Source organism: Rhodohalobacter sp. 614A (assembly GCF_021462415.1).
Classification (GTDB): Bacteria; Bacteroidota; Rhodothermia; order Balneolales; family Balneolaceae; genus Rhodohalobacter.
Window position 1 is genome coordinate 129,289 of record NZ_JAKEDS010000002.1, and the last position, 23,470, is coordinate 152,758.

The 23,470-nt window shown below is 43.1% G+C and carries 12 protein-coding genes; 8 read left to right on the forward strand and 4 right to left on the reverse strand.

Annotated elements, in window-relative coordinates; genetic code table 11:
• Positions 1-4 precede the first annotated feature (4 nt).
• Positions 5-1,555, forward strand: a complete 1,551-nt coding sequence (locus L0B18_RS09435; protein WP_234571515.1) for an acyl-CoA carboxylase subunit beta — start codon at positions 5-7, stop codon at positions 1,553-1,555.
• A gap of 231 nt (positions 1,556-1,786) precedes the next feature.
• Here L0B18_RS09435 and L0B18_RS09440 read toward each other — a convergent pair whose 3' ends face one another.
• Entirely contained in the window at positions 1,787-3,526 is a 1,740-nt protein-coding gene (locus L0B18_RS09440) for a CRTAC1 family protein (RefSeq protein WP_234571516.1), read from the reverse strand.
• A gap of 84 nt (positions 3,527-3,610) precedes the next feature.
• On the opposite strand from L0B18_RS09440, the gene L0B18_RS09445 reads away from it, so the two are divergent.
• From L0B18_RS09445 to L0B18_RS09475, 7 genes are all read left to right on the forward strand, one after another.
• Positions 3,611-5,206: an FG-GAP repeat domain-containing protein gene (locus L0B18_RS09445; RefSeq protein WP_234571517.1), complete on the forward strand. Its 1,596-nt coding sequence runs from the start codon at positions 3,611-3,613 to the stop codon at positions 5,204-5,206.
• Between the two features lie 179 nt (positions 5,207-5,385).
• On the forward strand, positions 5,386-5,982 hold the full coding sequence (locus tag L0B18_RS09450) for an RNA polymerase sigma factor (protein ID WP_234571518.1): 597 nt from the start codon (positions 5,386-5,388) through the stop codon (positions 5,980-5,982).
• A 136-nt stretch (positions 5,983-6,118) separates the two neighbouring features.
• The gene (locus L0B18_RS09455) at positions 6,119-7,207 is read left to right on the forward strand and encodes a FecR family protein (RefSeq protein ID WP_234571519.1); all 1,089 of its coding nucleotides are present in this window, start codon (positions 6,119-6,121) and stop codon (positions 7,205-7,207) included.
• 239 nt (positions 7,208-7,446) lie between these two features.
• Positions 7,447-10,881: a SusC/RagA family TonB-linked outer membrane protein gene (locus L0B18_RS09460; RefSeq protein WP_234571520.1), complete on the forward strand. Its 3,435-nt coding sequence runs from the start codon at positions 7,447-7,449 to the stop codon at positions 10,879-10,881.
• Between the two features lie 84 nt (positions 10,882-10,965).
• Positions 10,966-12,738 carry a RagB/SusD family nutrient uptake outer membrane protein gene (locus L0B18_RS09465; protein ID WP_234571521.1) on the forward strand — a complete coding sequence of 591 codons (1,773 nt, stop codon included), beginning with the start codon at positions 10,966-10,968 and terminating at the stop codon, positions 12,736-12,738.
• Positions 12,739-12,985: 247 nt separating this feature from the next.
• A complete protein-coding gene (locus L0B18_RS09470) occupies positions 12,986-16,702 on the forward strand; it encodes an FG-GAP-like repeat-containing protein (protein ID WP_234571522.1) in 3,717 nt (1,238 codons plus the stop codon).
• Between the two features lie 167 nt (positions 16,703-16,869).
• Positions 16,870-18,225 carry a replication-associated recombination protein A gene (locus L0B18_RS09475; RefSeq protein ID WP_234571523.1) on the forward strand — a complete coding sequence of 452 codons (1,356 nt, stop codon included), beginning with the start codon at positions 16,870-16,872 and terminating at the stop codon, positions 18,223-18,225.
• A 402-nt stretch (positions 18,226-18,627) separates the two neighbouring features.
• Here the strand turns inward: L0B18_RS09475 and L0B18_RS09480 are convergent, their stop codons facing one another.
• The 3 genes from L0B18_RS09480 to L0B18_RS09490 all read right to left on the reverse strand — a co-directional run bounded on the left by L0B18_RS09480 (position 18,628) and on the right by L0B18_RS09490 (position 23,167).
• Entirely contained in the window at positions 18,628-19,332 is a 705-nt protein-coding gene (locus L0B18_RS09480) for a response regulator transcription factor (protein ID WP_234571524.1), read from the reverse strand.
• Entirely contained in the window at positions 19,322-21,046 is a 1,725-nt protein-coding gene (locus tag L0B18_RS09485) for a sensor histidine kinase (RefSeq protein ID WP_234571525.1), read from the reverse strand. The genes L0B18_RS09480 and L0B18_RS09485 overlap by 11 nt, the downstream gene beginning before the upstream one ends.
• A gap of 87 nt (positions 21,047-21,133) precedes the next feature.
• Positions 21,134-23,167: a M1 family metallopeptidase gene (locus L0B18_RS09490; RefSeq protein ID WP_234571526.1), complete on the reverse strand. Its 2,034-nt coding sequence runs from the start codon at positions 23,165-23,167 to the stop codon at positions 21,134-21,136.
• Positions 23,168-23,470 lie beyond the last annotated feature (303 nt).

Here is a 23,470-nt window from a genome sequence, read left to right on the forward strand (position 1 = left end):
TACCATGTCAGAAAATGGAAAAGTGGAGCGACTAAAAAAGCTCAGAGAGGAAACAAAGAAGGGTGGAGGCGAAGCCCGGATACAAAAACAGCATGACAAGGGGAAGTTAACGGCAAGAGAACGAATTGATATTCTCGTTGACAAAGGAAGCTTTGAAGAAATTGACGCTTTTGTTACACACAGGAGCCAGGCTTTTGGGTTAGATGGACAACAGGTGATGGGAGATGGCGTAGTTACCGGTTTTGGAAAAATTGAAGGCCGACCGGTGTATATATTCAGCCAGGATTTTACCGTTTTTGGCGGGTCTTTATCAGAAACGCATGCCGAGAAAATTTGCAAAATTATGGATTTGGCTGTGAAGAATGGAATCCCGATAATTGGCCTGAATGACTCGGGAGGGGCACGTATCCAGGAGGGGGTAAGTTCGCTTGGAGGATATGCAGAAGTGTTCTGGAGAAATTCAATGGCATCCGGTGTGATTCCGCAAATTTCTGCTGTGATGGGTCCATGCGCAGGCGGAGCGGTTTACAGTCCGGCCCTTACTGATTTTGTTTTTATGGTAAAAAACACGAGCTACATGTTTGTAACGGGCCCTAACGTAGTGAAAACTGTGACTCATGAAGAAGTGACGTCCGAAGATTTGGGAGGCGCCTCTGCGCATGCTACAAAATCCGGCGTGGCACACATTACCAGCGAAAACGATGCCGAATGTCTGCGGCAGATTCGCCAGATGATGAGTTATATTCCGCAAAATTGTGAAGAAAAAGTACCGGCTCAAAAATCAGTAGAACCCGATTCCAAAAAAGCTGCCAAGTTGGATGAACTGGTTCCTTTAAATCCCAATAAACCCTACGATATCAAAGATGCTATCAAGGGTGTGATGGATAAGGATTCCTTTTTCGAAGTTCATGAAGAATATGCCGATAATATCGTGGTTGGTTTTGCAAGGCTGGATGGAAGAACTGTTGGGATTGTTGCAAATCAGCCATTGTCTTTAGCAGGTGTGCTTGATATAGATGCTTCCTTGAAAGGTGCGCGGTTTGTTCGATTTTGTGATGCGTTTAATATTCCGCTCGTTGTATTTGAAGACGTTCCCGGATTTTTGCCCGGCACTGATCAGGAGTGGGGTGGAATCATCAAACATGGAGCCAAGCTTCTCTATGCATTTTGTGAAGCAACCGTTCCTAAAATGACGGTCATCACCCGAAAAGCTTATGGTGGTGCGTATGATGTGATGAACTCCAAACATGTTCGGGCAGATTACAACGTGGCCTGGCCAACATCAGAAATTGCCGTAATGGGAACCAAAGGCGCTGTTGAAATTATCTTCAGGAAAGAAATTGAAAGTGCCGATGATCCCGCAGCGAAACAGAAAGAGCTTGAGGATGAGTATAACAAGGAATTCGCTCATCCATACAGAGCGGCTGCCCGGGGATTTATTGACGATGTAATTTTGCCGTCGGAAACAAGAGAAAAACTGATTAAAGCGTTCGAACTTTGCCAGAACAAGGTAGATTGTGTTCCCAAGAAGAAACACGATAATTTGCCGATATAAACGGACTACAGTTCGTCAAGTTGTGAATTAAGAATTAAGTTTATTGACAACGAGAGTAGGACGAATCATCGGATGGGCGAATAAGCTTGAGGATTTAAAGTTTTGATATAAAACTCATCCGATGAACGCTTGAGCCAGTTCAAGGAGTGTATTCTCACGATCTGCGCGTTATTTTATGGCATTATAAACGGTAAAAATGGAGCCGATTGAATGAACATTGGAGCTTCTTTTTTATTCATCTTTAGTTGGCTTAACAGCCCCTTCCCTGAAGTGATGAATCCTGTTCATTTCCAGATTGGTTAAAGTATCGTCTCTGCCAGACGGCCATTGAATCACCAACGTATCTATGGATGATTCTCCCAATCCAAAAAAAAGAGATTTACTGCCGGAACTGACGTATGAATTGCCGGCTTTTACGGTTTGCATTTGAACCTGTCTGTCTCTTCGTTTAACAATGGCCCGCACTCCAATGGCATCCCGGTTCGAGAGAGTACCTTCAAAATCGAGCCGAACCCAGTTGTTTCCAGTTGATTGGTTTTTGATAAGCTGTGAGGTGTCTCCATTAATGTTCGAGAAAATCAGATCGGGAGTTCCCGATCGGTCAAAATCGGTTACAGCCAGCCCTCTCGTCATTGCATGGTTTGGAAATTGCACAATCTCGTCTGTGACATTCTGAAACGATTCATTTCCTCGGTTTTTGAAGAATAGATTTTTTGCTTCTAATTCATCTTCAGGCTGCCAGAGCGGTCCGTTCCCCATCACCAAATCCTGGTGACCGTCGAGGTCCAGGTCAATAAAAACGACTCCCCAGCCGGATACACGGGCGCTGGGCATGATTCCGGTTTGGTAGGTTACATAATCAAAACGAAGATTTCCGTAATTTTTGAAAAGGCTGGCCATTTGTCCAATGAGGTTCGTGGTTACAAGATCAACTTCTCCACTATGATTAAAATCAACCGCATCTACTCCCATGCTGCTTTTGGCTTCATCTACAAAGGCGGCAATTCCTACCTCCGAAAATGTTCCGTCTTTTTTATTAATGTACAACCTGTTTGGCGACAGATCATTTGCGATATATATATCCGGCCAACGATCATTGTTAAAATCCGTCCAAACCGCTGAGAGTCCTTTTCCATCTTCGCGATGCCTGTGAGCATCCTGGTTATTAACCCCGCTTTCTGCCGATACGTTTTGAAATGTGCCGTCACCATTATTTCTCAAAAGGATCGTTGGCTGGGCATTGTAATGTATCGGTATGAGAGATCCCCGACCATAGTAACGGGAATCATTGATATCCCAGTCTACATTGTTGATAAGCAATAAATCCAGGAATCCGTCACGATCATAATCAGCTGAAGAGGCTGCAGCCACCATACACGGAAAATCACCGCAATATCCCTCGAGATTTACATTGGCTGAATGGGTAACATTTGTAAAGACACCAGCTTCATTTCGAAAAAGTTCGCCGCCGTTGTAGGCTGTTACATACAAATCCTGATGCCCGTCATTATTATAATCAAAAAAAAGTGCTCCAATCGGGTATCCCTTTATTTGATCCAGCCCCGATTCCCGGGTGATATCTTTAAATGTTCCATCACCAAGATTTCGAAATAACGCTGAGGATGTAGACAACTCTTCGGGAACTTCTTCAAACGACGGCATATTTGTAAAAAACAGGTCCTCCCAGCCGTCACCGTCAATATCACCCACGGCAACACCTCCGCCCATTACTTCCAGGTAGGAAGGATTGTTTTGGTTGATTTTGGGTCGTTTAAATAATTCAAGTCCTGCCTGCGCAGTTACATCCGAAATACGAATCGGATGGTTGTTAGGAGAAAAACTTTGAAGAAATGAAATTTGATAAACTCCGGTAACGTGAGCTATCAACAGAAGCAAGACAGATCCCGATAAGCATAGTATCGCGATTGTCCGCCATGAAAACCGCCCTGATTTTGTTGACCTGGAAAGCATGTTATGATTTGTTTGAAAAAAAACACATAATGGAAAATCCGTGTGGAATTTGAACAGAGTATTCAGGTAAAGAATGATAAATAAATGGTGAATGCCCAAAAAAAAGTACTTTTGTCTTTAATTGGTATTCTGTTTGTGTTTGCAATGGTGCTGTATTTTAAGAAAAATCCTGGAAGTGGCACTGAAAACAGAATAACGGATCCTCATTTTCTTGAAGGTAAACAACTGGCAACTACCTATTGCAGCAGTTGTCATAAATTTCCAGATCCCAACCTTCTACCGTGGAGAACGTGGCGTTTTGAGACCCTTCCGGCAATGGCTCCGTTTCTCGGGATGGATATCAACCGTTCCTCATACAACCCTGCCAGAAATCCCTATCTCCCTGAAAATTATTATCCTTCCGAACCGGTCCTTAGCACACAGGAGTGGAAAAAAATCCAAGACTATTATTTGCGTGCAGCACCGCAAGATTTAAATAAGACAGAAAGAATCCCGCCAATAATTGTCGATACACTATTTTTCAGTGCTGCATTTTCCGACGTTCAGGCTGAAGAACCACCGGGTGTAACAGCTGTAAAATTTGATCCGGTAAATCGATTGATTTACGCAAGTGATTTTCATGAAGGGATATTCATGGTTTTGAATGAGGATTTGCAACTCGAACACCGTTTTGAAATAGAATCAACATTAGCTGACATTCAATTTCTTTCGAAAAGTAAGCAGAGAAAACCCGGGCTACAGGAATTTCTTTTTACATTCATTGGCCATTTATATCCATCTGATGCACCCTATGGATCAGTACGAACCGGCAGTTATGATCCGGAGGCCCGGAGTTTATCAGTGGATTCAATTTTGGTATCTGATATAACACGACCCGTGGAAAGTCAGTTTGCCGATTTGAACCGCGACGGCCTGGAAGACCTGCTCGTAAATGAATTTGGTCATCGAATGGGCAGTCTCTTTTGGGTGGAAAATAAAGGCAGTGGAATAGCACAGGAAAAGCACATATTGATCAACACACCCGGATGTATCCAATCATATATTACTGATTATACTCAGAACGGGTGGCCAGACATTCTATCCCTCTGCACTCAAACCGATCAGGCTATTTACATATTTTCAAACAAAGGAGAAGGAGAGTTTGAAAGAAAGAAATTACTTCAGTTTGAAGTTACTGCCGGTTCAAGCTCATTTGAACTGCATGATTTTAATAAAGACGGGCATGTGGATATTTTATATACCAGCGGCGATAATGCCGATTTCTCAAAAGTATTGAAACCATATCACGGAGTTTACATCTATTTGAATGACGGACAGGATCAATTCAGCCAAAAGTGGTTTTATCCAGTAAATGGGGCTTATGATGCAAAAGCACGTGATTTTGATTTGGATGGCGATTTAGATATTGCGTTGATCTCTTTTTTCGCAGATTATGAGAAAAGTCCTGAGGAGGGATTCCTTTTTTTCAAAAATGAGGGGGATTTTTCTTTTAGGCCATATCATCATCCGGCCGCCAAACTGGGCAGATGGCAAACGATGGATGTGGCGGATTGGACTGGAAACGGAAGGGATGATATTCTTTTGGGCAATTTTTCCAGGGGCCCCTCATTAGTGGCAGATTCGGTTCAAAAAAGGTGGGAAAAATCTCCTCATATCTTATTGTTGGAAAACAATAAATAGGAATAAGTTACCGGTTAATTTTTTCTTGACTATTCAGCCGTTAATAATTATTTAAATAACAGCTCAAGTGTATTATATACACCAAAACTCTAATGACAGTTTTCCGTCCATTTTTTTACACTTAAACTGGAAGCGCTTTTATATAACTGTCAGTGTTAAATAACCTACCGGATAGCTACATGTTTTTGCAAGCAGATCATTCTTTAGATGGGAGTCAGGAGAATGATACAAAGTTATGGAAAGCCTATTTAGAAGGCGATCAAAAAGCTTTGGGAAGAATTTTTTTGCAGCACTACAAAAGTCTTTACCAATATGGGTTAAATCTGTCATTGGATGACGGTGTTGTGGAGGATGGAATCCAGGAATTATTTCTGAAGCTCTGGAAAAAAAGAAAGAGAATTAATGAGGCAGATTCTGTAGAGTACTATTTACTGTATTCATTAAGACGGATATTGTTACGCCACAAGGAACAGTCTGAATCGATTCACAGAAGAAACAGAGAGTACATGGAGGATATTTCACTTTCACTTCAATCTGCCGAGGATAGAATTATTTATGGAGAGATTGAGAGGAAACGCTATCAATTATTTTTAAAGGCACAGGAGAATCTGACTGACCGGCAAAAGGAAATTTTTTATCTCCGAATGAGTCACGGCATGACAAACGCCGAAATAGCTGAATTTCTCGATCTGTCTATTCAAAGAGTTAAGAACTGCATGTATGAATCCGTAAAGATTATTCGAGAGAGTATTGCCCGCGCCTCTGTTAACAAGTAGAGCTTACCGACTAGTATCGATATTTGTCTGCTGACAGTTTTTTCATTAATCAAAAGAAAAAACCGGTACTTATTCTTTTGGCTTGTGTCTATTAAGGTGAAGACACACAAAAATCAGATATCCTTTTTTACTACAAGTGACAGACAAAGAAAATGACAAACTTGAAAACCTTCTGCTTGACGACACTTTTGTTCGTTTCATAAAAGGTGTTGCCAGCGAGGAAGAACGGATCTACTGGCAGGAATGGCTGCAACGGCATCCCGATCACAAGATCCTGCTTCGGGATGCAAAAGAGTTGGTTCAGTTTGCTGAATTTAATGAAGGAAAAATTCCGAATCCCCAGGTTGAGTTGACAAAACTTGAAAAGTCACTCAGCGAATCTTCCTTGTCTTCAAAAAAGCCCGGTAAAAGAAATTTGTTTAAGGCAGGCAGAAGAAGTGGCGGTATTTGGTTTACAGCAGCCGCTATTATTGTATTTATAATGGTGTCTATTGGAATTTTTCAGTTTTCTGAAATTAGTACAAAGCAGCAACAAGAAGAACTTACCACTGTTTCCAGATCCGATTACCAAACAGGATTTGGAGAAAAAGCTTTCCTGCATTTGACTGACGGATCCCGCATTGTGTTGAATGCAAATTCCCATCTTACATATTCATGGTCCGATTCAAATGGAAGCGGACAAAATATTGACATCCATCTGGAAGGAGAAGCCTGGTTTGATATCGAACCGCACACAGGCGAAGTTTCACGTCTTTTAAGAGTCCACACCCAAGACGGAATTGTAGAAGTAACTGGTACCATATTTACCGTTCAAACATCATCTCAAGGTACCCGCACAGTTCTGGAAGAGGGTGAAGTTAAAGTTAGCATGCCAAATCATGAAGACTCTGAACATACTATTAATGCAACGCTGGAACCGGGAGAGATGGCCCGGCTTCTTCCCGGAAATGATAAAATTTTACTTCAAAAAGTGAATCCTGGTCTTTACACATCCTGGATCAGGGATATCTGGACATTCGAAAAAACTCCATTAAGTCAAATAGCAGAGCGCATTGAAACTGTATTTGGTATTGAAGTGAAAATCCCCTCTGCCGATTTGCAAAATAAAACTGTTTCCGGAACCATCAGCAGCACCAATCTTCAACTTATAAAAGAAGGCCTGTCCGAAGCTCTGCACGTGCATGTAAGACAGGAAGGGGGGACAATTTTCATAACCCCGAAATAAGGATTTCTCTTTGAATGAAATTCCTGTCGATGTCAAGGAAGTAAAATTTATTTGAATTGTGAATTAGCTTCAGGCAACCATCTTGAAGTATTTACTCTGATGAAGGAGCATTACGAGACAATCCCGGAGTATCGCACTGTTGCCGGGTAATTGTAAAATGGAGCACTGTGTTTTTAAGAAGAGAAGACCTGGCAGTATCATTCATAAAATCAAAACATCAACCAAAACGGACCGAAAATATGGAGCGGATACATTCTACCATACGTAATTTGCTTGTTCTATTGCTCATCTTTTTTGTGAGTACATGGGAGATGCAGGCCCAAGAGAAAAATTCTCTGGCATCTGTTTATGTGGATATGCAAAAAGAAGTTGGTACCCAAGCGTATCGCATACCCCTCAAAAACATTCTGAGTAATCTTGAAGAACAGTACAGGGTTACATTTCTGTACCAGGATCAGGTGATGGAAGATCAATATGTAAATCTACTTGAATCTGAGTTAAACCAGATGAACGGAAAGAGGCTTGCAGAAATTTTAACAGCTATGGAGCTCAATTATTCACAGCTAAATGAGTATACATATGTAATCTCCCGGCCCGAGATTCCGCTTGTTGTAATGCAGGAATTAATTACAGGAACGGTTACGGATGCAACTACAGGGGAGGCGCTTCCCGGAGTAAACATTACGATTAAAGATACCGACCAGGGTACCGCAACGGATATTGATGGGATGTATGAACTCACGGTGCCAACTTTGAATGATACACTCGTATTTTCTTACGTGGGATATCAGAGTCAGACCGTTCCAATCAACGGGCGTACTACGGTAGATGTAGAATTGGGAATGGATGTATTTCAGGCAGAGGATATTGTTGTTGTTGGATATGGAACTCAAACCAGGGAAACTCTTTCGGGTTCTGTCAGTTCGGTTTCGGGACGACGAATTGAGCAAATACCTGTTACTAATATGGCCAATTCTCTGACCGGCCAGCTTCCTGGGATCGTAACTGTAAACCAGAGTGGTGAGCCCGGATTCGATGGTGCACTCATCCGAATTCGTGGAGAGAGTACATTGAATGACAATCGTCCTCTTATAGTAATTGATGGAGTCCCGGACAGGTCTGGTGGACTGGATCGAATAAATCCGAGAGATGTAGAGAATATTAGTGTTTTAAAAGATGCATCGGCCGCAATTTATGGTTCTCGTGCAGCTAATGGTGTAATTTTGATTACGACCAAACGAGGACGTGCGGGGACTCCTCAGTTTTCGGTGAATTATAATCAGGGTTTCAATCAGCCAAGCCGTGTTCCTGAAATGGCAGATGCCGAGACTTATATGACGATGTTGAACGAAATTGATATGTACAGGAACACTGAACCCCGTTATAGCCAGGAGGAGATTAATTGTCATGCACAGGTACAGGATCCATGGCTCTGCCCGGACACAGACTGGTTTGCAGAGGCTTTAAAACCAATATCGTACCAGACCAGAGCGGATATGTCGGTCTCGGGCGGAACTGATAATTTTCGGTATTACCTTTCTTTTAGCGGGTTAACCGAGGATGGATTTTACGAAAACAGTGCTACCAGTTATAATGAGTATAGTTTTCGAAGTAATCTTGATGGGCAGCTCACAGAAAACATTTCGCTTGCTGTAGACCTTCTTGGGCGGTTTGAAGACCGGAATTTTCCCACAGAAAGTGCAGGTGAAACATTCCGGATGCTGATGAGAGGCAAGCCTAACGAACAAGGTTATTGGCCGAATGGACTGCCTGCACCAGATATTGAGAACGGAACCAACCCTGTCGTAACTGGAACAGATGCCACAGGCTATGACCGTGATGATCGCTATTATTTTCAAAGCAGTGTGAAACTCAACATCGAAATGCCGAGTGTTGAAGGCCTCTCTTTTACAGGTACCGCTGTGTTTGATAAAGATTTTCGCAATCGAAAATATTGGCAAACACCTTGGACCCTCTACGACCTGGCCGGTTTTGATACTAATGGAGATGGTGAGCCTGATGGCATGGACAGCAGTGGTACACCGATTTTTAATGCAAGCCTGGTGCCAAATCAGGATGCAAGGCTGGAACAATGGTCCGATGAGGGGCAGAACATCCTGGTGAACTTTCTGGCCAATTACCGAAGAGACATTGAAAATCACTCCTTTGGCATTTTACTCGGTGCTGAAAGGCAGGAGATCAAAAATTCCGGGTTTTATGCTTTCAGGAGGTTTTTCCCAACCACGCAGATCGATCAGCTTTCTTTTGGAGGTGAAGAACAGCAAAACATTGAAGGTGGTAGTTCTTCTTTGGGAGATGATATCGACCGGCCGAACAGAGCACTGCGGCAGAACTTCTTCACGCGCCTCAACTACAACTACCAGAGTAAATATTTGGTGGAGTTTGTGGCTCGGTACGACGGTTCGTACATCTTCCCGGAAGGCAGCCGTTACGGGTTCTTCCCTTCTGTTTCAGTGGGCTGGAGGCTAACCCAGGAAAACTGGTTTCGGAATGCAACAACTTTCTTCGATGAGCTGAAGCTCCGCGCTTCTTATGGACAAACCGGAAATGACCGGATCGAAGAGTGGCAGTTTATGTCCACATACCAATTTGGTGACGGGTATATATTCAACAATACTGCCAACCAGAGTATCTATCCGGCAAGAACACCGAACCCGGATGTAAGTTGGGAAGTGTCCAATCAGTTCGACTTGGGAATCGAATCTCGAATGTTCGACGACCGGTTATCATTGGAGCTTGATTACTTCAACGAACTTCGGACCGACATTCTTTGGTTTAGAAATGCCTCTGTACCCCAAACGGCCGGAATCAACCTGCCGCGTGAAAATATTGGTGAAGTGAAAGCTTATGGATTTGACGGCAGTATCGGTTGGCGGCAACAGTTCGGCACCGATTTCTGGCTGGATGTATCTGTGAACGGTGGATATGCAACCAATGAGATTCAGTTCTGGGATGAACCACCGGGAGCTCCTGAATGGCAGCAGTCTACAGGTAGCCCTATGACGATTGATGATGATGGTAATGATTATGGACTCATGTATGATGTGATTGGCGTCTTTAGAGATGAAGCACATCTAAATAGTATGCCCCATTTGGAAGAGGCACGCCCTGGTGACTTGATCTTCAGGGATGTGAATGGAGATGGGTTGATTGATGGAAAAGACCGAATCCGTACTGACAGAACCGGGGTTCCAAAATGGAATGGAGGACTGAATATCAGTGGTCAGTATAAGGCATTTGATTTCGTAATTTTATTTCAGGGTGCAGCCGGCGCTTCACAATGGGTGCAAACCCAGTCGGGTGACTTTGGTAACTATTTAAGTCACTTTGCCGATCAGCGGTGGACGCCAGATAACCCGGATGCTTCAGGCCCGAGAGCTTTCCAGCGCGAAGAGGAGTATTGGATCAACCAGCGCAATACGTACTTCTATATGGACACGGATTACATTCGGCTCAAAAATATGGAGATCGGGTATAATCTGCCGCCTTCTCTCACAACCCGAATGGGTATTAACAGGCTGCGAGTGTATGCAAACGGATTTAATCTGATCACGTGGAGTGATTTTCCATTGGATCCGGAAGCCCGGAACGCATCGGGATCCTATTATCCCCAGAAGCGGGTGTTCAACCTCGGTTTATCACTGGCATTTTAGGAAAAGTTCTGTTTGAACAAACCTGTCGGTTTTTCGAAACCAGGCAGGTTATTTCCACAAATAACTCTGAAAAATTTTAAAATCATGAAGAATTTATCAAAATCATTATTACTGATACTGACTGTAATAATTGTGGCTTTTGGTCTCAATTCTTGCGGTCAGGACGCATTGAATCTGAGCCCCACAGATCAGATTTCTGACAATCAAGTGTGGGAAGACCCCGCGTTGATGGACCTCTATTTGGGGGATGTCTATCGGCAAATGCACCACGGACAAGATGAGTTAAAGCTCTCCTCGCTGACAGATGACACTCATTTTACTCATGATTACGGATCATTTGGGATCGTTTCGGGCAATTGGAGACCCGACGACCTCGGGTCACTTGGTCGCGGAGATCTCCAGCATTTTCGGTGGGATCATCTCTATTATGCAATCCGGCAGGCCAACATCATCCTGGAGAATATCGATGATGCCAATGCCAGCGAAAGTTTCAAAAGCTCGATAAAGGGAGAAACACATTTTTTGCGAGCGTATTTCTATCATAATCTCATCCGTATGTACGGTGGGGTGCCTATCATCGAAACTTCAGTCGACCTGTTTGGTGATGAGGACCTGCTGGTTGCACGAAACTCTTTTGAAGAGAGCGTTAACTTTGTAGTTGAAGAAGCTGATCGTGCAGCCGCACTGCTGCCGATTGAACCCCGGGACCTTGGTCGGGCTACAAAAGGCGCGGCTTTAGCTCTGAAAGCAAGGATACTGATTCATGCAGCCAGTGATTTGTTTGCCGATCCAATTGGTTCCAATCCCGAATTGACCGGGTACACCTCCGGCAGTCAGGAATCTCGCTACCAGGCTGCAAAAGCCGCCGCACAGGAAGTGATGGATTTGAATATATACAGCTTGTACAACCAACATGCCGATCCCGCTGTAAATTATGAGCAGCTCTTCCTGGTGAATGGAAGACATTCTGAAACTATTTTAAATCGCTATTTCCTGGCCAGCAGAGATTGGACAGACCGCTACTTGACGCACCAATTTAACGGTCCAAACGGTTACCGGGGGTGGGCTGGTAATACTCCACTTCAGTCATTGGTAGATTCTTATGAAATGTCCGACGGATCCGAATTCGACTGGAATAATCCTGAACACGCTGCAGCACCATACGAAAATCGGGATCCCCGTTTTTACGCTTCCATTTTGTACGACGGAGCTCCTTGGGTAGAACCACCTTCATTTCGGGAACCTTATGATGCGAATGGGCATATTCAAACATTTGAATCTATAACCCTGCCCGACGGCTCAGAGGCTGTAGGAGTGGATACCAGAAATGGGCCAATAGAAGACTGGAACGGTAGTTACACACGGTACTACATGCGAAAATTTATCGACCCGACGATGCTGCCTTCAGAACGCCAGGAAACCCCCTATCCGTATTTCCGGTATGCCGAAGTTCTGTTAAACTATGCCGAGGCATGCATTGGGTTGAGTGAAGATGAAGAAGCCCGCCAGGTAATCAATATGGTGCGCGAGCGTGCCGGGATGCCGGATATTACCGACAGTGGCCAGGCTCTTGTTGAAAGATACCGGAATGAGCGTCGTGTTGAACTGTTCGGGGAGGAACACCGGTTTTTTGATATACGCCGATGGAAAACCGCTCCGGAAAAATATCATAATGGCTTCGGGATTAGAATTACAGCGGATGCAACGGATCGAAGAGATCGAAGTACATATTCCAACTATACTTATGAGCCGTATAGTATCCGGGAAAGAAACTGGAACGATAGCCATTATTTTGCGCCGATCTCTGAGGATGAAATGAATCGGAATAATCAATTAATCCAGAATCCGGGATATTGAATTGATCCATTTGCTTTGAGGTTAGGTTTATTTAAGCCTGTCAGGTTTGTTTGATGAATTGCAAATGAAGTCTGACAGGTTTTTTATGATCAATTCAAACATATTAGAAAACTGTGGTTGTTATAATTTGAAAAGCTGCATGAGAATTGAAAGTGGATTTTTACAGGCGAATCAATCATTTTATCCTCTCAAAAGCTGACAGATGTGCTGTCTTTTCATATCATTCTCTTTCAATTCGCAAAATTGTATGTCTGCTCTATCTAAGCTTGCTGCATTTCTTATAGGCTGTTGTACTCTGATGTCGGGTTGTACCTCCAAAGAAATACCCGAGTGGCAACAAGAGGATGGGTACCGCTGGGCAGAGGTCGATCCAGGTTTTTGGGATGACGAAGGTTTTAGGATGTTGCTCTCCTCAAATACAGGGATCATTTTCAGGAATGATGTCAGCGAAGAATTGCGGCGAAAGAACAGGCATTATCTGAACGGTTCAGGTGTGGCGGTTGCTGATGTAGATGGTGATGGATTGGTTGATATCTATTTTGCAGCGATCGATGGGCCAAATAAACTGTATAAAAACCTTGGCGGATTCCAGTTTGAAGATATTACACAAGAAGCGGGTGTAGCCCACGAGGGATTCAATTCAACAGGTGTAGTTTTTTCTGATATAAATGGAGATGGCAATCCTGATCTTCTTATCACTTCACTCAGTGATGAGAATTGTCTCTACATTAATGATGGTAACGGCAGATTCACCCTCAAAAAAGACAGTGGTTTGGGAAAAAGCCGGGGCGCCCATACAATGGCTATTGCCGATATTAACAGAGACGGGCTACCCGATTTGTACATTGCCAATTATAAAATTCAAACCGTCCGTGACATGTTTTCCGCCAGGGAGCTTTCGATGGAAAATACGGTGGAAATCATTGACGGAACATTACATGTGATCCCGGCATTCAGCGACTATTTCACAATTGTGGAAACGGAGGAAGGGCCATTCAGAAACGAGATTGGGGGGCCAGACGAGCTCTACCTTAATATTGGAAACGGTCGCTTTGAGCGTGTAAATCCACTTCATCATTTTTTTGATGAAGATGATAATCCTACAGGCTTATCACCCGACTGGGGTTTAACAGCCACGTTTCGTGATGTAAACGAAGACGGTTTGCCCGATTTGTACGTTGCTAACGATTTTTGGACTCCCGATCGTTTTTGGATCAACAGGGGCGACGGCACGTTCAAAGCTATAGAAAAGCATGCCATCCGTAATATGAGTTTTTCCTCTATGGGAGTTGATTTTTCCGACATTAACAGGGATGGTCATATCGATTTTGTGGTTACCGAAATGTTGAGTCGTAATCACTCGAGACGTCTTCGGCAATCATCAGATTATCTACCGGAATATCAGGGGAAAACCTTACACAATCGCAATTCTGTTTATTTGAATCGCGGAGATATGTTTGAGAACGAGCAAACAGGGACATTTGCCCAGATCGCTTATTACAGCGGATTAGAGGCCAGTGAATGGTCGTGGGCTACCCGGTTTCTTGATGTAGATCTGGACGGATATGAAGACCTGATTGTGACAACCGGATTTGGAAATGATTACCAGGATATGGATACCCAGGTTGCTATGTATGAGTTAGATAGGGGAAGTTCACGGGGTGGAGCCGATATTTTAAAATACCCACGCCTTGAACTGCCAAATAAAGTTTTTAAAAATAATGGGGACCTTACCTTTTCAGATGTAAGCGATGACTGGGGATTTGACTCTGATGATATTTCCCATGGAATGGCCATGGCCGATCTCGATAACGACGGAGATCACGACCTCATTTTAAACCGCATGGATGATGAAGCCGCTGTGTATGAGAACAGGTCCAACGCTTCCAGAATTGCAGTTCAGGTAAAGGGAGTGGTACCAAATACACAAGGTATTGGAGCAAAAGTTGAATTAAAGGGAGGTCCGGTTCAGCAGGTTAAAGAAATTACAGCCGGTGGAAATTATTTATCCGGCTCGCAAACGCTTGCCGTTTTTGCCGCCAATGATGAAAGTGATGAACACTCAATTATCGTAACCTGGCCGGATGGCAGGAAAAGTTTGATTTCAAATGTATCGGCCAACAGGATTTATGAAATTGACCAGTCATCCGTTGAAATTTTTCGGGAGGATTATGACTCTGTTATTGACAAGAGTATAACCCCGATATTCCGGGATGTATCTGATGAACTGGCACACAGGCACCAGGAAAACGATTACAACGATTTCAGGTTTAGTCCTTTGCTTCCTGCCAAAATAAGTAGCTTTGGCCCTGGCGTTGCATGGTTTGATGTAAACGGCGATGAGAATGATGATCTTTTTATTACATCGGGAAAAGACGGCCGGCCGGTTCTTCTAACAAACAATGGCAACGGAAGCTTTACGCATGCAGAAGTGAATGGATATGGTGATAACGCTCCGGGTGATCAAACGGCGATTTTGGGTTGGAAGGAGGATGAAAAGAATCGTATTGTCGTCGGGAGTGCCAATTACGAGCAGGGAAACCCGAATGTTCCGGCGGCCTTTGTCTATGACTTTAGTCATCAGGCTGCTTCAAGTGCCACGTCGGGTTTGGTGGCACAAGTAAAGGAAATTCCCGGCATCCATTCCACTACGGGACCGATTGCCGCTGCCGATTATACTGGAGATGGGTTCGTGGATCTGTTTATTGGCGGGCGTTTTAAACCGGGCCAGTATCCTGTGGATGCCGATTCGAGACTGTTTCGAAATAATCGTACTGGATTTGACTTAGATGCTCAAAACTCCGAGAGGTTAACCGGGGTTGGGCTCGTAACAGATGCCCTCTTTGTTGATATGAATGGCAACGGTCGGCAAGATCTCTTAATCAGTACGGAATGGGGAACACTTAAACTCTTCGAAAACCGGGGCGGCAGATTCATTGAAGTTACGAATCAGGTAGGGCTCAATACGTATAAAGGATGGTGGAACGGAATTGCCGTCGGCGATTTTACCGGTAACGGACTACCGGATATCGTGGCGCTCAATATTGGTTTAAACAGTTCTTATCAATTACGTGGCAATCGTGCGGTCCGAATGTATTACGATGATTTTAACTGGGACAGGCGACTCGATATCCTTGAAACGTACTACAGTGAAGAAGAAAATGCATATGTACCCAGGCGAAAACTTCATCAGTTTGAATCGGTTCCTACAATTCTATCAAATGTTCGATCACATGCCCAATTTTCAGAAGCAACTATTGAAGAGATTTTCGCCCAATCTTTTGAAAGGGTGCCGTTTAAAGAGATTAATACACTTGAGCATGTGGTTTTTATAAATACCGGCACTGGCTTTGAAGCCAAACCTCTTCCCACCGAGGCACAGTTCTCTATGGGGTTTTATGCGGGAGTTTCTGATTTTGATAATGACGGTCATGAGGATTTATTTATTGGACAGAACTTTTTTGGGTTCTCCAAAAATACGCCTCGACTTGATGCAGGAAGAGGTTTACTGTTAAAAGGGGATGGGACCGGTAATTTTATGACGATTTCCGGAAACGTGAGTGGTATCAAGATATATGGAGAGCAACGAGGTGCGGCGCTTGGCGATTTTAATGGTGATGGAAGGACAGATTTGGCGGTATCCCAAAATAACGGGCAGACAAAATTATTTGAAAACCAGGTTAACACAGAAGGAATTAAAGTAAAATTAACCGGTCCGCAATCAAATCTTAACGCTGTGGGTTCAAGCCTCCGATTGATCTACCAAGGTGGGAAAAAAGGACCTCGAAGATTTGTCCAGGCTGGAGGAGGATACGGCTCGCAAAACAGTTACACACAAGTGTTAGGTGTGATTGAAGGAGAATTTCCCTTAGCTGTTGAAATAACCTGGCCAAACGGCTCAGTAGAGAGAGTTGAGATTCAGGATAGAAGGCAGTTAGTGGAAATTGAAATAGGCTCCGAATAAAAAATTATTTATAATTTTCCCATATCGGCTTGATCGGAATAAGCACCAAATTTCGAATATACTCGTTTGTTCAAGGATGAATCAATTTCGCGCTTCTTTTTCCAGGTTTCTTGTATGAACATAAAGCTTGGGGTTTGGATTTTGAAAATTGGAAGTTAACTTTTGATATGGATTTATTTGAAAAAGACAGCCCGAACGATTCCCCTCTTCAGAGAGATTATGAAAATCAGCCGCTGGCAACACGTATGCGTCCGCAATCGCTGGATGAATTTGTAGGTCAGGAGCATTTGGTTGGAGAAGGCAAGATGTTGAATCGAATGATTAAGAGTGGAGTGATTGGTTCGTTGATTTTTTATGGCCCTCCAAGCTCAGGTAAAACCACATTGGCTCATGTCATTTCGAGAGAAATTGATGCAAGGTTTGAAGTGATTAATGCCGTGCTTGACGGAATCAAAGAGTTGCGAAAAGTGGTGTCGAAGGCCGAACATCAGAAAAAAGCCACAGGGAAGAAGACCATATTGTTTGTGGATGAAATTCATCGTTGGAATAAAGCTCAGCAGGATGCACTCTTGCCACATCTCGAATCCGGCGTTTTGACACTGGTTGGAGCCACAACAGAAAATCCCTTTTACTCGCTGGTAAGTCCATTGCTTTCCCGTTGCCAGCTTTTTGAATTGTATCCTTTAACGAAAGAGGATGTAAAAGTAATGATTGGCCGGGTTTTGAAGGATGAAGAAAGAGGCCTGGGATTTGTAGAGATTGAAATTTCCGATGATGCCGTTGAGCATTTCGCTGATTATGCCGGTGGCGACATTCGGAATGCGTTAAATGCACTGGAAGTGGCAGCATTGTCAACACCAAAGAGTAAGGACGGAAAAGTGGATATTACCCTTGAAATTGCTCGCCAATCCATCCAAAAAAGAAGTGTTCGGTACGACAGAACCGGTGACGAGCATTATCATTATGCCTCTGCTTTTATTAAATCCATGCGCGGTTCTGATGTAGATGCGGCTCTTTACTGGATGAACGCGATGCTTGAAGGTGGCGAAGATCCGAATTTTATATTCCGCCGGATGTTAATTTTTTCATCTGAGGATGTGGGCATGGCCGATCCGTATGCCATTACGGTGATTAATTCTGCACATGAAGCTTTTATAAAAACGGGCATGCCGGAAGGATTTTATTTTTTGGCTCATGCCTGTATTTTTCTTGCGATAAGCCCAAAGGGTAATAGCACAAAAGCTGTCTTTGAAATAAATAGTGAAATCAAGAAGAAAGGAATTGGTGAGATTCCAGCCCATCTGAGAGATAAAACTGCAAATAAACTGGCATCCATGTATTTAGATTCCAAGAATGCTTCGGATGACTATAAGTATCCTCACAGTTTTAACAGGCACTGGGTTCGGCAGCAATATCTCCCCGAGGAGTATAAAAATCAAACCTGGTACGAATTCGGAACTGAAGGCAGAGAGCCCGGACTTAATAAAAGGCTTGAAGAGATTAAAAAAAGAGAAGAGAAATAGGATCATTTGTATAAAAAAAGCTTGGCCGGAATTGTCCATTCCGGCCAAGCGAAGTATTGGAGCTATTGCTCGATGTCTACCATAACATGAGTTCTTAGAAATGAAGTTCTTTATCGTTCATCACTGATATAATGATAGGGTGTTTCGGGATGAATGGCAAATAAAATTAGGTAAATTTTATCTATCACATAGATAATTAAACTTTAATTAAAAATGTAAGCGCTTTTTTTAAGTGTAAGCCGAATTTTACAGTTCAAAAAAGAATTAAAAAATTTTTTCCAATCTGATTTATCGAATGGGAGAGATACAGGAAATGGAAACAGAGCGGTTTTGATTCAGAAGAGCATAGTCATCAGAAACCGAAGGTTGTGGATTGTTTCGAATTTTTTAAATGCGGCCTGATTAATTAAAGCGAAGCATGTAGCCAACTCCGTGAAGCGTCACAAGGAATTTGGGATCGTCAGGATTTTGCTCGATTTTAGCTCTCAATTTTGAGATGTGTACGTCTACTGTACGGGTGTTGGTGCTGTATTCATAGCGCCATACTTTTTCCAGCAGATCATCCCGAGAGATGGGGCGATTGGCATTGGCCAGAAAAAATTCGATGATTTCAACCTCACGTGTGGAGAGTTCTTCTTCTTCCTGGTTCGGTTTTTTTACCTTGGCGTCGTTTAGGTCAATTTTAACATCGCCAAGTTTCAGGATTTCTACCGGCCCGGATTTTGTATAAGCATTAGCCCGTCGCAGCCTTGCTTTAATTCGTGCAAGAAGTTCTTTTACCCCAAAAGGCTTTGTGATGTAATCATCTGCACCGATATTCAGCCCTGTGACTTTATCAATCTCCTGGTCGCGTGCGGTGAGCATAATAATGGGAAAGGTGTATTTCAGATCCCGAATTTGCTTACAAATATCGTAACCGCTCATATTAGGCAGCATCAGATCCAGAATCATTAAATCCGGTTCAATCCCTTTAACGGTTTCTACTGCCTCAGCCCCGTCCGTAACAACGGTTACATCGTAACTTTCAGCTTCCAGGGTATCTTTAAGAGTAAAGACAAGACTTGGCTCATCTTCAATAATTAAAATTCTTTTCGATCTATCCGACATATTTATCTAATTCAACTCTTTTCGAAAAATTAACGGAGTTAAGGTTTTCCTGTTCATTATAGCCTTCCGGAACTTTTACGAGCGCAGGAAAAGATATTGAAAATGTAGCACCCCTTTCCGGTTCACTCTTCAAAGAGATGATTCCCCCATTCAGTTCCACGAGATTCTTAACGATGGATAACCCAAGTCCGTGCCCTTTTGTTTTGGCAGTAAGAGAATTCTCCACCCGGTAAAATTTGTCAAACACATTTTTCTGCGCTTTTTTGGGAATGCCTTCTCCCTTATCGGTTACAGAAAGTTGTACATGATCTTTATCGGAAACCAAGTCAATCCGGATTTCCTTCTCTTTATGGCTGTATTTGAGACTATTTTCGATAAGATTATTCATGATGGTTTCCAAGTGATCCGGATCAATCATGACCAGAGGATTTTTTTCATCTGCCTTGAAAGAAAACTCAAAACCTTTCTCTTTAACATATTCTTTATTTGTCTCATAATAGTTACTAATGAGATGTTTGAGCTGATACGGAGCTTGTTCAACTACGGTCTGTCCAGAGTCAACTTTGGCTACATCCAGTAATTTATCGATCATTTTACGTAAACGTATGGCTTCTCCATATATATGTGTGCCATACTCTTTCAGGCGTTTCCCTTCAGTGACTCTGCCGTCTGAAATATTTTCACCGGCGGCCTGCATGACGGCAAGCGGCGTTTTTAATTCATGCGTAACATTGGCAAGGAAACCTGCCTGACGCCGGGCAAAATCACGCTCGCGCTGGGCATTTATAAACATAAAAATGAAGGCGCCAAAAAGAATGAAAACGGCGATTCCAAGAAGAATGAAGTTTCGATTTACAGATGCCTTGGTTGCGGCTACCGAGGGAGACTCAAGAAATGAAGCATAGAGAACCCAATTATCAAGCAGGTCGGGAAATCGCTGGCGAATGTCTACTTTTCCACGATCGTATGCAAAGCTGTCATCACTGCTCAGAAGAATTTCATCCTGCATCCAGTCGCGCAACCAAACAACAATTCCGGATTCATCAGGCGTACCAATTTTGATCGCCAATTTTGGCTTCATCACATTGTTCAACAGGTATTCCCTGTTGATTAGAAAATTGATATGACCCACGGTCTTTTGTTGGTCCATATCTATCAACGCAAGGGTCATAGAGCGATGGGCATCAAACTCTACTTTATTATTCCAGCGATAATTCTGAAGAGAAACTGTATTCATCCGCGACTTGGATATGCCAATACCATCACAAACCTCTTTAGGTACATTTTTTTCAACGATGAAAGAAGCGGAGGCTTTATCAAACTTGTAAATGGGTTCATCCGGGTACCAGCAACCGATCCTCTCATCCGAAGTGTAATATATATCGGAGAACAGAGAGTCATCAATGGCATCTAAAAGAACTTCTTTGAAGTTGACTGGAAAATCACCGGTTTCATTCCACGAATCTTCCAGGTTACTCATGTCCAGTTTGCTGAGGTTTCGGAAAGGGTAGGAGAAGCGGTGTCTGATTGTTTCGGTAAACTCCTCGAGTTGGCTTTTTCTGTTTTCCTTGGCTGATTCAATGGTTGATTCTCTCAACGCATATAACGAGTAGACATTTAGTCCGGTGAGGACAATAACAGCAAGAATCCCCGCACCCAGAAAAAACCAGCGTAATGTATTGCTCTGTTTAAATCGGTTAAAAATTGACCTCATATAATAGATGGTTGGTAATCAATTGCAATTGTCAATATTAACTTTAAAAAATGATACTTTCAGAGATTTTAAAAATTTCCTATCGATCTATCCTTCATCCGCAGACCACTGGTTGTTTGACCGGTCTACATCGGGGAATTTAAAATCGGGATCTATAGTAACTTGCGAAACAGGAGCTTCCGACATGATACGAATTTGAGCGGTTCGATATCCGTTCAGCCAACGCTCCACATCAACCGTTTCCGTATGAACGGTGTTGTTCTCAAACTCTATCAGAACGGTTGCCGGCATGGGTACATTGCCACGATCTTCAATTTCAATGACTACAGTATTTTCTTCATTTCTTACATCGGCAACGGCTTGGTCAAGAACCCAGGTTTCGTAATACCAGGATCTCCAGAACCAGGAAAGATCGCGGCCGGTTACATCTTCAACCGTTCGAAAGTAATCCCACGGGTATGGATGTTTGTATTGCCATCGGGCCATGAATTCACGGTGAGCTTCGAGGAAGAGTTCGTCTCCCAGAATTCCTTTTAAGGCGTATAAAACAGAGGCTGGTTTATCATACGATGCCACGCTGAAGGAATTGGGATAGTAGTGATAGTCTGACCATCTCATCATTTCTCCTTCTAACTCGGTTCCGGCAATCTGCATATATGTGCTGAATACGTCCAATTGATCAAAGCGATCGGAGCCGTATTTGTCGATGGAGGCAAGATTGTCGTGAAAACTGGTAAATCCTTCGTCCATCCAGGAGAAACGGCGTTCGTTGGTACTGAGCATCATGGGAACCCACATGTGTGCCAATTCGTGAGCTGTAACGCTGTGAAGACGGACAGCACCTGCCTGATTATAATCACCGATGATGGTCATCATTGGAAACTCCATACCACCGCCGATAATATCGGCTCCTTCAACGGAAGTCATGTGCGGCCAGGGATAAGAAAGGCCTGTGTAAGTCGACAAAAAATCGATGGAGTGTTGAGCATAGGATGCTTGTTCTTCCCATAACGGAGCCGGTTCACGATAAAATGTGTTGATTCGGGTGTAGTCAGTTTCACCGTCACCATCCAAATCGCCAACGGGTGATCGTGTACCATCCCATTTTGATTCGAGCGTGGCACTAAAAGCTACATCAGTGACATTTTGAGATTGAAATCGCCAGGGAAGTTTGCCGTCTTCAGTATTTTGTGTCACATCTCCAAGCTCATCGAAATCAACAATAGTTACAACTTCGTCACTTTCGCCGGCCTCTCGGTAACGTTCAAGAGTTTCATCAGACAGGGTACTTTCCGGGTTTAAAAATTCTCCTGTAGCCATAACCAGCCATTCGTCGGGAGCCGTTATGGTTACATCATAGTCTGCAAAGCCATGGTAAAATTCGGCATTCCCCAAAAACGGATCATTGAACCATCCATAAACATCATCATAAACGGCAAATTGAGGATACCAATAAGCCACATAATAGAGATTGTCACGGCTTCTCCCCATTCTTCCTGAATCATTTCCGGCACCTCCTTTTTGTGGAATTTCAAATGACCATTCAAATGCAAAATCCATGGAGTCACCCGGATTTAGAGGGCTTTCGGGGTAGATGTATAAGTGAGTGCCTTCGAGAATATAGCCGCTGGCGTTTTGGGTCCATCGTTCTAAAATGCTGGTCTCATCAATTTCCTGACCGTTTACGGCAATGCGAGAGAGGTCCATGCCGCCGGTAATCTCAATAGTTTCATTTTTAGGAACCCCTGCTTTATGAACATTCTGGGTTAGTTCAACAACAAGTACATGCAGCGAGTGGGGCGAGTTATTTTCATAAGTAACCTGAGAATTTCCCTTCAGAATATTTGTTGAAGTATCAATTTCAGCGTGAAGAGTATAATATGCATAGTTTTGCCAGTATTCATTTGAAGGAGCCCCGTTGGCTGTTCGTGTCCCCTGGCTTACGGCCGCGCTATATGCTGCGGGAATCTCAATAGGGTAGGGTATGGGCCGTTCAATCTGGCTGGTTAGAGTGTTTAGGTCTGGGGAAGTGTATGTTACCGTCTCAGTTGTGGAACAAGATGAAAGGGCTAAAAGTGAAATAAAAATCAGGCAGGAAATAGTACGATGAAAAACTTTCATAGAGGATGGCGTACGTTGATCAAAATTTTGGATTGAAGTCTTTGATGATTTGTAAAGAACATTATGAAAAAAACGATTTAATAATCGTTGGTAAATTTAAGCTTTGATATTGATTTATCATAAACCAAAACATGATGTAAATGGAGCGTTATTAAAGGGATTGTAATTTTCTATCCTTGAATCGTTTAGCCGTTTTTAAAAAAAACTTTCATCAAGAAAAAGCTATTGTGTGTTATGGAGTTATCATTAAATTATCAGTTGGAACGATTTGATATTTAAATACGAATTAGCCATTATCGTTTC

What these genes read in the sequence shown, in the direction of transcription:
- L0B18_RS09445 (WP_234571517.1), top strand. Translation starts at nt 3,611, where the DNA reads ATGGTGAATGCCCAAAAAAAAGTACTTTTGTCTTTAATTGGTATTCTG.
- L0B18_RS09450 (WP_234571518.1), top strand. Translation starts at nt 5,386, where the DNA reads ATGTTTTTGCAAGCAGATCATTCTTTAGATGGGAGTCAGGAGAATGAT.
- L0B18_RS09490 (WP_234571526.1), bottom strand. Translation starts at nt 23,167, where the DNA reads ATGAAAGTTTTTCATCGTACTATTTCCTGCCTGATTTTTATTTCACTT.
- L0B18_RS09460 (WP_234571520.1), top strand. Translation starts at nt 7,447, where the DNA reads ATGGAGCGGATACATTCTACCATACGTAATTTGCTTGTTCTATTGCTC.
- L0B18_RS09470 (WP_234571522.1), top strand. Translation starts at nt 12,986, where the DNA reads ATGTCTGCTCTATCTAAGCTTGCTGCATTTCTTATAGGCTGTTGTACT.
- L0B18_RS09435 (WP_234571515.1), top strand. Translation starts at nt 5, where the DNA reads ATGTCAGAAAATGGAAAAGTGGAGCGACTAAAAAAGCTCAGAGAGGAA.
- L0B18_RS09480 (WP_234571524.1), bottom strand. Translation starts at nt 19,332, where the DNA reads ATGTCGGATAGATCGAAAAGAATTTTAATTATTGAAGATGAGCCAAGT.
- L0B18_RS09475 (WP_234571523.1), top strand. Translation starts at nt 16,870, where the DNA reads ATGGATTTATTTGAAAAAGACAGCCCGAACGATTCCCCTCTTCAGAGA.
- L0B18_RS09465 (WP_234571521.1), top strand. Translation starts at nt 10,966, where the DNA reads ATGAAGAATTTATCAAAATCATTATTACTGATACTGACTGTAATAATT.
- L0B18_RS09440 (WP_234571516.1), bottom strand. Translation starts at nt 3,526, where the DNA reads ATGCTTTCCAGGTCAACAAAATCAGGGCGGTTTTCATGGCGGACAATC.
- L0B18_RS09485 (WP_234571525.1), bottom strand. Translation starts at nt 21,046, where the DNA reads ATGAGGTCAATTTTTAACCGATTTAAACAGAGCAATACATTACGCTGG.